Annotated in this window: 11 protein-coding genes; 9 read left to right on the forward strand and 2 right to left on the reverse strand. The window is 57.8% G+C overall.

Annotated elements, in window-relative coordinates:
* Positions 1–81: 81 nt before the first annotated feature.
* From FHT29_RS22085 to FHT29_RS22105, 5 genes are all read left to right on the forward strand, one after another.
* Positions 82–495, forward strand: a complete 414-nt coding sequence (locus tag FHT29_RS22085) for a curlin (RefSeq protein WP_047557655.1) — start codon at positions 82–84, stop codon at positions 493–495.
* Positions 496–1,026: 531 nt separating this feature from the next.
* Positions 1,027–2,208: an acyltransferase gene (locus FHT29_RS22090; RefSeq protein WP_047557535.1), complete on the forward strand. Its 1,182-nt coding sequence runs from the start codon at positions 1,027–1,029 to the stop codon at positions 2,206–2,208.
* Between the two features lie 16 nt (positions 2,209–2,224).
* Entirely contained in the window at positions 2,225–3,328 is a 1,104-nt protein-coding gene (locus tag FHT29_RS22095; protein ID WP_047557532.1) for a glycosyltransferase family 2 protein, read from the forward strand.
* Between the two features lies 1 nt (position 3,329).
* The gene (locus FHT29_RS22100; protein WP_047557530.1) at positions 3,330–4,355 is read left to right on the forward strand and encodes a glycosyltransferase; all 1,026 of its coding nucleotides are present in this window, start codon (positions 3,330–3,332) and stop codon (positions 4,353–4,355) included.
* Positions 4,356–4,361: 6 nt separating this feature from the next.
* Positions 4,362–6,149 carry an ABC transporter ATP-binding protein gene (locus tag FHT29_RS22105; protein WP_047557528.1) on the forward strand — a complete coding sequence of 596 codons (1,788 nt, stop codon included), beginning with the start codon at positions 4,362–4,364 and terminating at the stop codon, positions 6,147–6,149.
* 85 nt (positions 6,150–6,234) lie between these two features.
* Here the strand turns inward: FHT29_RS22105 and FHT29_RS22110 are convergent, their stop codons facing one another.
* Complete coding sequence (locus FHT29_RS22110) at positions 6,235–6,759, reverse strand: universal stress protein (RefSeq protein WP_047557525.1); 525 nt, start codon at positions 6,757–6,759, stop codon at positions 6,235–6,237.
* Positions 6,760–6,967: 208 nt separating this feature from the next.
* Here FHT29_RS22110 and FHT29_RS22115 point away from each other — a divergent pair, with 208 nt between their 5' ends.
* The 4 genes from FHT29_RS22115 to FHT29_RS22130 all read left to right on the forward strand — a co-directional run bounded on the left by FHT29_RS22115 (position 6,968) and on the right by FHT29_RS22130 (position 12,591).
* Positions 6,968–8,401, forward strand: a complete 1,434-nt coding sequence (locus FHT29_RS22115) for a trypsin-like peptidase domain-containing protein (protein ID WP_052212308.1) — start codon at positions 6,968–6,970, stop codon at positions 8,399–8,401.
* Between the two features lie 127 nt (positions 8,402–8,528).
* Positions 8,529–9,845, forward strand: coding sequence for a DUF4010 domain-containing protein (locus FHT29_RS22120; RefSeq protein ID WP_080760563.1), 1,317 nt, complete (start codon positions 8,529–8,531; stop codon positions 9,843–9,845).
* 499 nt (positions 9,846–10,344) lie between these two features.
* Positions 10,345–11,964: a chaperonin GroEL gene (gene groL / locus FHT29_RS22125; protein WP_047557523.1), complete on the forward strand. Its 1,620-nt coding sequence runs from the start codon at positions 10,345–10,347 to the stop codon at positions 11,962–11,964.
* Positions 11,965–12,222: 258 nt separating this feature from the next.
* A complete protein-coding gene (locus FHT29_RS22130; protein WP_168600132.1) occupies positions 12,223–12,591 on the forward strand; it encodes an SPW repeat protein in 369 nt (122 codons plus the stop codon).
* Here FHT29_RS22130 and FHT29_RS22135 read toward each other — a convergent pair.
* Positions 12,553–13,221 (reverse strand): hypothetical protein, encoded by a 669-nt coding sequence (locus tag FHT29_RS22135; RefSeq protein ID WP_131512048.1) that lies wholly within the window; start codon positions 13,219–13,221, stop codon positions 12,553–12,555. The two genes, FHT29_RS22130 and FHT29_RS22135, sit on opposite strands and share 39 nt — an antisense overlap.
* Between the last annotated feature and the right edge of the window lie 31 nt (positions 13,222–13,252).

A 13,252-nucleotide genomic window follows, 5' to 3' on the forward strand; every position in this document is an offset into this window, starting at 1 on the left:
GAACGGTCAATTTCGACTGGGTTCAGCTTAAAGATGCGAAAGTTGATCATCGGCCAAGGCAGCCGGCAAATGGAGATCAGGATGACCCGCAACGTGTTTAGGATCCTTACCATCACTCTTCTGGCCGGGAGCCTGGGGCAAGCAGCCTTGTCTATGCCAGCCCACGCCGGCGGCCGGATTTCGTTCAACCTCGCGCCGGACAATGCCGAGGATGCGGGTCTTTTCTCAACCGGACTGCGCTTCTATTCGCTCTACCGCGGCCTGAAAGACGCCGACATCCGGCAGCTGGGCCGGGGTAACGCGGCTGGCATCGCCCAAGCTGGGCGGGGCAATCTCGGCTTCATCCAGCAGCGGGGCAATGGTCATTCCGCAACCTTGCGGCAGAACGGCAACAACAATGCTTATGGCATCTTCCAGTATGGACGGAATACTGAAACTGACGTGGTGCAGGATGGGGATAACGGCAGTGGTGCTACCTTCAGCTATGGCTGGTAAGGCAGCTCACGGCAGTCCCGAACGCGATGTCAAGTTGTCAATCCATAAGCAATCGGAAAAACAACTCTTAAAACGAATAGATCGAACGTAGTCCACCAGAAATGGAAAAAAGGCGGAACGGGCCGAGAAGTATGCCGGCGGCTACAGTCTCAGGAATGTCTGATACCTCTGAAAACCCTCAGTAATTGTATTATGCAGGCACGGGGTTGACCGAAGTAAGGCACGCCCAACATTACAGTGCGGCACCCCGATCCGCCCCCGCCACTGGCGGACCGGTCTGCATGGTGAATGACAAAGTCTTGGCCCTACGAAAGGGGACATTTCCGTAATTTAGAAAACTTGGCCATTATTTCAAACATAGGATCGACCACTGCCCTATCAGCTCAGAACAGCCCAGGTTTGGCCGGATTGCTTGGCAGTTCATCGATCCATGCGCAGCGGAAAAAGAACCGTAGACACAAGCGGCAGAGTACCGGGGAGTCAGCGCTGTCGAGGAGAGGGTCCGATAAAGGCTGAAAGCCGGGGGTGTCTATGTCGAGTGCACGCGACCGCCAATTGGACGGCCTGAGAACTCTTGCCGTTGCCACTGTGCTATATGCACATTTCTTTGCGGCGGACGGCTCCATCTGGGGTCATCTCGGCGTCCGGCTCTTCTTCGTGCTTAGCGGTTTCCTGATCACGCGCTTGCTGCTGGAAGCACGAGCCGATGCCCGCTATCAGCCTATGACGGCGCTGAAAGCATTCTACATCCGCCGCGCGCTGCGCATATTTCCTCCCTATTTCGCTGTTCTGGCGCTGGTGTGGTTCGTCAATCTCGAAGGTGCTCGCGGCAGTCTGAAATGGCACGTGCTCTATTTGGCAAACTACTGGTATGCCCTGCACAACGAATGGACACCCTGGGTTTTGTGCCATACTTGGAGCCTCAGCATCGAGGAACAGTTCTATATCGTCTGGCCTCTGGTGATCTTACTGGCGCCGCGCCGGTTTATTGAACAGATCTGTATCACCGTCATTGCCTGTTCGCTTGCCTATCGCCTCTGTTGGCCGCTGACGGGGACACCCTCCCTGATGCGGGACTTGCTCCCTTCGGCCTCGATGGACGCGCTGGCGGGAGGTGCCTTGCTTGCGGCCTACCGCCAGAGAACACAGGCCTGGCCGCAATGGATGCGGATGAGCTGGATACCCCTGGCGGCCGCAGCCACCGTGGCGCTGTGGCTGAGACCCGATCCGATAACACCGATCCTCGATTGGGTGATCTGGATCGGCTCGGAGGTCTTTCCGCTCGTTCCGCTCGTTATGCTGGTCGGCTGCAGCTCTTCGGGCTTTCGATCTCCCTTTGGCCGGCTGCTCGAACTCTCGCCAATCACCGCCGTCGGGCGGATAAGCTACGGCATCTACCTGTTCCATCCGATCGTCCTTTCGCTGATCGTCAAGGCCCAATCCTGGATTCCGGTTCGTGTCTCCGAGCAGGGTTTCGGCCGCTTGATCGTCGGAAGCGTTGCCACATTGGCGTTGGCCTCGATCTCATGGTTCGTTTTCGAAAAGCCGCTGAACAACCTCAAGCGCTATTTTCCCTATGTCGCGCGCAGCCATCCGTCGCTTGCTCCGTCGACCGCCACAGCCGGCGAGCCGCGGGAACAACGGCACGGCGCGAAGACGTTCGAAACGGCGCTTTATCGCGGCGACGCCGTCCAAACTTCCGATCTCCAATAGGTGCGCGAGCTAAAGAATGTCCGTTCCACTGGTTTCTGTCCTACTGCCCGTCTACAACGGCGAACCCTATCTCGCCGCCGCCCTGGAAAGCGTCCTGCGGCAGGATTACGAGCGTCTCGAGGTCATTGCCATCGATGATGGTTCCACCGATCGATCGCTGCACATCCTGCGACGCTATCAGGAGGCCGATGGCCGGCTCCGCGTCGTCTCGCGCGAGAACCGCGGGCTTATTGCGACCCTCAACGAAGGCATGACCATGGCCAAAGGCGAGCTGATCGCCAGGATGGATGCCGACGATATCGCCTATCCAACCCGCTTTTCGCGCCAAATTGCGCTGTTCCAGGAACAGCCTCGGCTCGGAATCAGCGGCACGGGCGTCGACCGGCTCATCGGCGATCGCGTCGTGCGCGGCACGCCCAATCCGATCCATCGATCGGCTGACTGGCATGTATTGTCGATGTTCTACACCGTCTTCATGCATTCGACCGTGATGTACAATCGCAACGTCATTCCAGCGGACATGCTGACTTACGATGCGACTTATGTGCATGCGGAAGACTTCGATCTGTTCCGGCGTATTACCCGCGAATTCCCTGCGGCCATGATTGATGAGAGCCTCGTTGCCTACCGCGTTCACGACGAGAGCGTCACCAACAAGCACAGGCGGCCGATGCGCCGGACACATCTGAAGATCGCCGCCGAGAATCTCCAACGGGAATCCCTGATCGACGATCCCGATGCGTTTCTTGCTATCGGCACGACAGTGACGCCGGACACGGTTCGGCGTGTCGCCGACTGTCTCCTCTCCATCGAAGGGAGGATCACCGCGCGCGGCATGCGGTCGTCCGCGAGCCATGAGGAAGGATTGATGTGCTTCTTCTATTTTCTTTACCAGCTCATCGCCGACGAGAAGCAGCCCGGGTTGACGCATCAGTTCCTTACGCAGACGGACAAATGGCACAGGATACGGCGTCGCGAGCGATATGGGCTTCGCGCCGCCACCCATGCGCCCTGGTGCAGCCGCCTCTGGAGCGACGCGAGCCTGCGTCTCGACGCCCTGGCAAGATACCGACAATCAGTGCCGGCGAGGAGCGTGCTGCCGCTGCAGGGGCTTACCTGACATGGCGGGAGAGCGTTCAGAAATCACGCGGGAGCGCGCGCAGCCGTCCGCAAAGCCTCCTCACCCGTCCACCGGTCGAGATCCCACGGCCAGCTTCATCGTCTGCACCTACAATCGCGCCAAAGCGCTTCAAACCTGCATCCGATCGATCGAAGCGGCCTGTCGCGCGCATGCCTCCATGACAAGTGAGTTGGTGGTGGTCGACAACGGCTCGACCGACGACACCGCCGAGCGGTTGGCCCGCATCGCCGCGACGTCGAGCATGACGATTACGCCGCTGGTGGAACACCGCCGCGGCTTGGCCGCGGCCCGCAACGCGGGGATCGAGCGGTCTCGCGGGCACATTCTGATCTTCATCGACGACGATTGCGAAATAGACCTGCACTACTTACGGGACCTGGAGCGACATTACGCGAACGGAGAGCGCTGTGTCGTCCGAGGTGGCCGCGTCGAACTGGGCAACGCGCTCGATCTGCCATTTACGATCAAGCGATCGCCGCACCGAGCCCGTTTTACGCCCGATGTCCATCCAGGCGGCTTCGTCCTGGGCTGCAACATGACGATGCACCGGGAAGTCGCCATGCAGGTTGGCCGCTTCGACGAGCGCTTCGGTGCCGGCAGCGCCCTGCAATCGGCGGAAGATACCGACTACCTTGTCCGCGCCTTTCAGCTTGGCATCCCGATCGAATATGTGCCCGATATGACGGTCCTGCACAATCACGGGCGCAGCACACGCGAAGCGATCGAAGGGCTTCATCGCAGCTACAGCCTCGGAAACGGCGGCCTTTGCCTGAAGCACCTGTTCACGGCACCGTGGCTGCTGCGCCATTTCTGCTGGACTTGTCGCTCGGCCTGGTGGGAATTGTGGGGCGGATCGCGCTTCGATCCGGAAGTTTCCTTGTCCCACTGGCCGATTGTGTACATGAATTTGCTCGGAGCGGTCGAATTCGCGCGACATGCCGTGATGAAGCTGCCCCGATCGCCGGAACCGGACCAAATCAAACAGGCAACCCGCTCGTTGAGGTGAGATTTTATGCTGAAACTCCTCCTGCCGGGTCTGCAACTCCTGCGACAAGCACTCGGCCGACAGATGCGCCTTCTACCCGTCGTCGTCATGTTCGGCCTGATGAGCGCCGTGCTTGAGGGCACCGGTATCGGCCTCATCATTCCGATGCTCAGCATCATCGGCGGTCAAAAGGACCCGACGGGACTGGGTGGACTTTCCGCTCTCTTCCAGCAGATTGGATCAAGCATGGACGATCGGCAGCGGATGATGGCGATTGCCGCCTGCATCCTGGCGCTGATCACCTTGAAAAACATTATCGCCTTTGCAAATACCGCGCTTACTAACTTTGTTTACGGCAAGGCGGGCCATGCGATCCGCAGCGCGCTCGCCGACCAGCTCCTGAAGATCGGATATCCCTTCTTCCTGCAGGAAAGTCCGGGTCGGCTGCTAAACATCATTTCCAATGAATCCTGGCGGGCATCGGACGCGATACAGACGGTGCTTGCTGCGATCGTGAACGCATCTGCGAGCATCATCCTGCTTACCTTCCTGCTGCTGTTGTCGTGGCAAATGACACTCTGCGTCGCGGTCGGCCTCATCCTTGTCCAGGTCGCGCATGCCGGCCTCTCCGCCAGCTTGAAGATGCCTAGCCGCAACGTCACCTCCTTCAACAACGAACTCGCCAGTACAATGCTGCACCTCGTCCATGCCGGACGGTTGATCCGCATCTTCGGCCAGGAGGCGCGCGAAAAAGCTGTGTTCGACGGCGCATCGAACGCCGTCAGAAAGGCGGGCTTCATTCTACAGACCCGTCAGGGCGCGCTGCCTCCACTGACCGAGGTACTGCATTCCGCACTTTTCCTCGCGGTCGTCGTCAGCGCCTGGGCCTGGGGCGTCAGCTTTCCGATCATTGTGGCCTTCGTGGTCCTGCTCTACCGACTGCAGCCGCATGTGCGCGCCTTGCAGCAGGCATGGAGCCAGGTGCAAGGCTGGAGTGGATCGCTGGAGGAAGTCCGCTGGCTGCTGGATTCCTCCGACAAGCCGCGTCCGCCGACGGGAGACGCGCCGGCTGATGGGCTGAACCGGGAGATAAGATTCGACCGTGTGACCTTCAAATATCCGGGCTCTGCCGCGCGCCCGGTGGTGCTGCACTCCGCCAGCTTCCAGATCTGCCACGGTCGTTCCACCGCGCTCATTGGCCGCTCCGGTGCGGGAAAGACGACGATCGTCAACCTTCTTTGCCGCTTTGTCGAACCCGACGAGGGCGAGATTCTGATCGACGGATTTCCACTCAGCCGTATCGAACCCGCGCAATGGCGAAGCCGGCTCGCGCTCGCCAGCCAGGACCTTGAACTGGTTGATGGCACTATCCTCGAAAATATCACCTATGGACTGCATGCCTCACCCGCGGAGGCCGAGCATGCCGCCAGGCTTGCGGAGGCGCATGAGTTCATCGAAACGCTGCCCCATGGATACAAAACCCTCGTCGGCTATCGGGGCGCCAGCCTGTCGGCCGGACAGCGGCAGCGGATCGCGCTGGCAAGGGCACTTGTGCGCGATCCTGATATCCTCATTCTGGACGAGGCCACCAACGCCATGGATGGTTTGTCGGAAGCTGCCATCGTCGAGACGCTAAAATTGCGTGCCGGTCGCCGGACGACGATCGTGATCAGTCATCATCGCAGCACGATCTCGTTCTGCGACGACATCGTCATCCTTAGCGACGGGCATGTCCGCAACCAGACCTCGTTTACGCAGGTCGCGTCCCTCAGCATGGACCAGCTTTACGAGCATGAGCTGCTCGGCAAACATTGAACTTGTTTTCCCCTAAACGTCTCCCAGAGCCTGGCATACGCCGTCACCCGGACCATGCAGGTCGTTTGGTGCCATAACCACGGCATCAATGCACGGTGATGCAAGTCGCAGAGCAACGCTGGGCGATTTTGGTGGACACGCTGCCGAGAACGAGTTGCGACAGGCTGGAAAGGCCCCTTGCACCACAGACGACAAGGTCGGGATGTTCTCGTTCGATCACTTTCATGATTTCCTCGACCGGATTCCCATCCAAAAGATGGGTTGAGACGCGATCGACACCATGCGCATTGACCGCAGACTTGGCACGTTTGAGAATATCTGTCCCAATCGCCTCTATGGCCCGATACGAGGCACCAGGATCTGTGATTGGAAAAGCGATTGGAAAGCCGGGCGCAGCGACGGGTGGGATCGTGGGGTCATCAACTATCCTCAGGCCGTCGAGATGTTCGACTCTGATCATGCGCTGGAGATCGTCATCCAACTCACCAGAAAGCATGACATGCACCAAGTGAACTTCTGCATGCCGCCCCTTGGCGAGCTCCGATCCGATTTTAACCGCCTTTCGCGCATGAGGCGAACCATCCGTAGCGATCAAAATCTTCATCGACATATCAATTCCTCCCGGTGATCTAGCGGCAACGCTTGTTGGACGATAGCCATCCCGAGAGTAGCGCATCAGAAAACACAAAATGCATTGATGAAGATCAAAGTCGGCGACTATCCCGTTCGCTTGCAATGAAGGATATTTGCGCCTGATCAATGCATGCCGCATTCCTTCACGTCATTTTGCAATTTTTACAGGAAGAAGGACGGCAAGGATGTCCGGGTTTTCGGCAACACAAGCATGGACGGTATTCGTCTCTATCGGCGGTCTTCATCAGAACTTCCGAAGCCGCGGCCTCACCACAGCTATTCTAGCTGCTTTGTTGTTCGTCGGTTTTCATCAAGCCGGCGCTGCGCCCTTGCAGCCTTCTTTGGCACCGATGCTACAGACGGTCATGCCGAGTGTTGTCAGCATAACCGTCCGCTCGAAAGAAACGTCGAGCGATGAAGGCTTGCTGATTGTGCCTCAAGAAGAGCGATCGAAGAGCGCCTCCCGGGAGGCAGCGGCGGTGATGCACATTTCCCAGACCGTGGGAGCTGGCGTAGTCGTCGACGCGGGCAACGGATATATTCTGACGAACAACCACGTGATTGAAAACGCTGCCGATATCAAGGTTACGATTGCCGACGGCTCCACATATGACAGCTGGGTGGTGGGCACCGATCCCGAGACCGATATCGCCGTCATAAAGATCAGCGCGCCGGGGCTGATCGCCGTGCATTTCGGCGATTCCAGTAAGCTGCGGGTCGGCGACTACGTCGCCGCCATCGGCAGCCCCTTCGGCCTCGGCCAGACCGTCACATTCGGAATCGTCAGCGCGCTCGGCCGAGCCGAGCTTGGAGTTGAAGGCGATCAGGACATCATTCAAACCGATGCTTCGCTCAATCCCGGCAACTCCGGCGGCGCACTTGTCAACCTCGACGGAGAGCTTGTCGGCATCAACAGCGCCATCATCGGCCCCTCAGGCAGCAATATCGGCATCGGCTTTGCCATCCCGATCAACACGGTGAGAGGGACCATGCAACAACTGATTGACCATGGTGAAATTCGCCGCGGCCACCTCGGCGTTCTAGTGCAGGACAACAATACAGACTTCGAGAAAGCTCTGGGGATCAATGTATCCATTGGCGCATTGGTCAACGATGTCATTTCGGGATCGGCGGGTGCAGCGGCGGGAATAAAACCCGGCGACGTCATCATTGCCGTTAACGATTCCCCGATTAAAAATGCCAGCGAACTGCATGCGAGGATATCGTCTTACGTCCCGAAAACATCTGTGAGGCTGTCGCTGCTTCGTCCAGCCGGTAGGGTCGACCTAGATGCAACGCTCAGCGCGACGCTTCCGGAAGACCAGTTGCCTGTTCCGGCCGAAGTCGAAGGAAAGGGATTGCTGGAGAGTGTCACGCTTGACAGGCTCGGATCCGATTCCGATGCTTACGGCAAGGTGGAGGGAGCGCTGGTGTCGGCCTTGATTGATGGTGGCAAAGCGGCGGCAGCCGGACTGACAACCGGCGATGTAATCGTCAGTGTCAATCAACAGCTCAGCCCGACACCACAGGTGGTTGCCGACCTGGCCCAGAAACAGAAAACTCTGCTGCTGCTTGGAATTTTTCGGGACGGCCATCGGCGTTTTCTCATCGTAAAATGACGATCCGAAACTCTGGCATGCATCGGATGCGGCCGGAACGCTGATCCGCTTTCTTTCCAGGCCCCGGCTTACCCCACGAAACGGCACGGAAGCTAGCAGCGGGCCATGCCAAATGAGGTCAGCGACCATGATTGCTACAATGACTACAATGGAAGCATTCCAACGCCTAAGTTTGGCTCTCGCCATAGGCATTCTCGTTGGCATCGAACGCGGTTGGCAAGAGCGTGAGACTCCCGCCGGCAAACGAACGGCCGGGATCAGAACCTACGGACTCGCCGGCTTCCTGGGCGGTTTTTGTGGCTTCCTCTATCCGGCTGTTGGCCCCCTCTTGCCGATAGCGATCTTTCTCGTCTTCAGCGTTGCGATGATCATCTTCAGCTACATGCAGGCAGCGGAGGAAGGCGACTATAGTGCCACAGGTGTCATTGCCGCGCTCGCCGTATTCGCACTTGGACTGGGAGCGGTTGTCGCCGACATGACGGCAACGGCGGCCGCGGCCGTTGCCATTACTGTCTTACTGGCCGCTCGTGAGCCATTGCATGGATTCTTGCGAAGGCTGACGTGGCTCGAGCTTCGCGCCGCCCTGATCCTGCTCTCCATGACCGTTATCGTCCTTCCCATTCTACCCGACAGAGCCCTCGATCCCTGGGGAGCGATCAATCCCTTCGAGTTATGGGTCATGACGATATCGGTCGCGCTCATCTCGTTTGTCGGTTACGTCCTGATAAAGCTCATGAGTTCCGGGGCTGGTATCATTGTGACCGGCATCGCGGGAGGCGCTGTTTCCTCTACTGCAGTTACGCTCTCCTTTGCTCGGCAGTCATGCCGAGCGCCGCAGCTGTCGACTACTCTGTCCTCGGGAGCTATGGCGGCAGGTGCGGTATCCCTGACACGCACACTACTGCTTTGCGCTGTAATTGCGCCACAGACCGCACAGATACTAGTTACCGTCCTTTTACCTGCAGCAGCGGTCCTTGCGGCGGGCAGTCTCGGCAGCGCCTGGCGCAATAACGTCGGACTGCCCGACTTCATTCCGGCTAACCCGCTGGAAATATGGGTTGTCCTTCGATTCGCCGGCATTCTGATGATCATCAGCTTAGCAACGCATGCCGCGCTCGCAACACTGGGTTCAAGGTCCTTCCTCGCGGTAGCCTTCGTCTCCGGCCTTGGCGATCTTGATGCAATCACATTAACTGTGGCGAGGCTGGTTCCGGCGCAAATCGGCGACATTTCAGCTGCATACGGGATTGCTCTTGCCGCCGCAGCCAATCTTCTAACAAAAATCACCCTGGCAACACTTGCCGGCACAAGGCTCTATTCATTACGCCTGCTCCTCGTCACCCTCGGTGCCATGGCAGCGGGAATAATCAGCATCGCCCTGTATTATCCGTCAATGATTTTGGGATTGGTCAAGGCACAGCTTGCGGTATTCGGCCTATATTGAGCCGCAAGTTTTCTCGGCATTCGGAGCTCCATGACGCCTGGGAGTTAGGCAGAGCCAAAGTCCGGCGGCTGATATCGTGGCTAACTGACCTAGGCGCCGTCGATCATCGGCGACGGAGAGAAATCCCGAATCCCGAGTTTGGCGTCTGCACACCACGGGTCGAACTTTCCAACCGGCTTCATGCGTTCGCGATAGCGGCCTGTCCGGAACGGATGGTCCGGTGCATGAACATATCGCCCCGATACCGCGCAATTCCTCATTGCCGAAGAAAGAATTGTAGTCATGAACAATGCCTTCACTGTGGCCTTCTCGATCTTCGATAAACCAAAGGCCTAAAGTCGTAAGCACTGGACTGCATTGCGGAAGATCAATCTTCTCTGCCCTACCCATTTCCTGCCCATGTGCTCGTTGACGTCGGTCAAATTCATTCCGGCGAATGTGTGTTACCGAATACTGATGAGCCGTCAGGCGATCTCATGGCCACTTCGGGAGACGGGAAATGGCACACAAACAAGTTTTCTTCCATGCGGAAGCCAGGGGCAAGGTTCTTCTAGGTGCAACCAGATTGGCGGATGCGGTTCGCATCACGCTCGGTCCACGTTCCAAGTCGGTGCTGATCGAAAAGAAATGGGGCGCTCCAATCGTCTGCAACGATGGAGTGACAATCGCCAAAGAGTTCGATCTGAAAGAGCCAGAGGAAAATCTCGGGGCGCGCATGCTGCGCGCCGCTGCCGAGAAAACCGGGGAAATGGTCGGAGATGGAACGAGTACGTCGACTATACTCGCCCATGCAATCCTGGCGGACGGCCATCGAAATGTGGTGGCTGGTGCCAGCGCCATCGATCTCAAGCGCGGCCTTGACCGCGCGGTCAGCAGGACCGTCAAGGCGCTGCACGATATCTCCAAGCCGGTGACGACAGATAAGGAGATGCAGCAGGTCGCGGCCATCTCGGCTCACAACGATGAAGCCATCGGCAAGCTCGTCGCCGAGGCCATGTCCAAGGTCGGCAAGGAAGGTGTAATCACCGTCGAGGAAGCCAAGACAATGGAAACCCGCCTCGACCTGGTAGATGGTATGCAGTTCGATCGTGGCTACATCTCACCTTATTTCGCGACGGATTCTGAAAAGATGGAGACCATCCTGGAAGATGCCCGTATCCTTATTTTCGACCGGAAGATCTCGGCACTCGGCGATCTGGTCGGTTTGCTTGAGGAAATCGCCAAATCTGGCAGGCCGCTTCTCGTCATAGCCGAGGATGTTGAGGGAGAAGCGCTTGCTACCCTCATTGTCAATCAGATCCGCGGAACGTTCCGCAACTGTGCAGTCAAGGCTCCCGGCTTCGGCGATCGCCGCAAGGCAATGCTTCAGGATCTGGCGATCCTGACCGGGGCTCAACTTATCTCTGAAGATCTCGGCTTCAAGCTCGACAAGGTCACCCTCGAGCAACTCGGCACGGCAACGCGCATCGTCGTCGACAAGGACACGACGACGATCATCGGCGGCGGCGGCACGCAACAGGCCATCAAGGGACGCAGCGACCAGATCCGCAACGAGATTGAAACGACGACCAGCGACTACGACAAGGAAAAACTGCAGGAACGGCTTGCCAAGCTTTCCGGCGGCGTGGCCGTCATTCGTGTCGGCGCTCCATCGGAAGCGGAGGTGAAAGCCAAGAAAGATGCCTTCGACGATGCGATCAATGCCACCAAGGCCGCGGTCGAGGAAGGCATCGTTCCCGGTGGCGGGCTCGCGCTGCTGCGATGCATAAAAGCTATAAGCCAGGAAGAGGAGGCCTGCGAAGGGGATGAGCGAACAGGCGTTCAGATCCTGAAGCGTTCGCTCGAAGTTCCGGCGCGGCAGATCGCCGAAAACTCGGCCGTGGACGGCGGAGTCGTTGTTGCCAGGATGCTCGAAAGCGAGGGAGTCGTGGGCTTCGATGCCGCCCGCAATCGCTACGTCGACCTCCTGCAGGAAGGCATTATCGATCCAACCAAAGTTATACGCGTCGCACTTGAGAATGCAGTCTCTGTTGCCAGCATATTGCTGCTGACCGAGGCGACGATGACGGAGATCCCCGAGCCACTCCCACAGCCGGCTCCGCCGCCGATGGAGATATAGACCCAGGGGTCGCCGATTGTGTCCCTTTCGTCTGCGCGCTTGTGTCCCGCTGTCAGGCGAGCGCGTCGTGACGGCACATCCGCATGACACCCTTGTCACAATGTGGACAGAACGATTGAGCGCCGTTCGCTAGCGAGAAAGTTCGATGCCAGTCTATCTTCGATAAATTAAAGCATGACGGCTGAATATTTGACTCAGCTCAAATAACGCCAATAGCCGATGCATTAGGATGGCATAGTTCTAGCAATGGAGACTACAATGAATGAACCACGTTGGCAGAACTGGCTAAGTCTTATCCTTGGAATCTATATAGCCGCAGCGCCTTGGGTCGTTCCCATTTTTCTACCTCAGACTTCGGCGTCGACGATGATAGAGGTTGCCGGATCGATCGCCGGACTGGCACTTGCGATCGTCTCAATGTCCGGAATTTTTGATCCGGAGATCTGGACCGATTGGGTGAAGGTCTTGTTAGGCATGGTTCTCCTTGTAATTCCGTGGGTCGCTGATTTCAGTGACAACATTACTTTCACCTACAACTTTGTACTGGCCGGTATGGTTCTCATCATAATAAGTGGATTGGCCTTTGCCTCAAGGCGCCCGAAGATTGGACGCGACTGGCAAGAATGATGGCTTCGAGCATAGACCGCGCCAAATAGGCCGGACATATGACTGCACCGTGGCTGCAGTGATCATGTCGTTGACTCGACGGCGAGCCGCCCGAGCAAGGCCTCCTCGGGTGGGCTGGATCAGCTCATGGCTGGTACGGTCTAACAAGCGGGCCGCGATACGATGAATTCCCGATTCGAGCAGCAGTGAATCGTCCGGCTCGCCGCGTGTCGCTGCAACGAAGATTTGCATCACCGTCGCCTGTAGTTCGCTATCATGAGAATTGAACAACGCCTGACAGGAAAATTGCCCTTCCACCGCCCCATCTAGAAATGATTCACGAAGAAATAGTTGCAAGAAGTCTGCCTTGCCTCGCACGGCAATCTGGGTGCGTTGGTGTGCTGGCACTACTGAGACGTTGCCGACCGCCGCAATATAGGAACGCGGCGGAACATTCCCCGTCTCATGGCGGACGGGGACGCCATCTTGTAGATTGATCGTAACCCGCACGATATCTGATGCAGCAATGTCGAAATCACCGCCGTTGTGACAAAATCGAGCAACCATCGCTTTCGGTGAGGACACTTCTCCCACGGAATGTAAGAACATTGGTTTGCCTACTGCAGCAATCGCCTCGCTCAGCGGTCTCATAATTCGTCTCCAAATGCAGGAAAGATAAAAT

The organism is Rhizobium sp. SG741, assembly GCF_012275435.1.
Taxonomy (GTDB): domain Bacteria; phylum Pseudomonadota; class Alphaproteobacteria; order Rhizobiales; family Rhizobiaceae; genus Rhizobium; species Rhizobium lusitanum.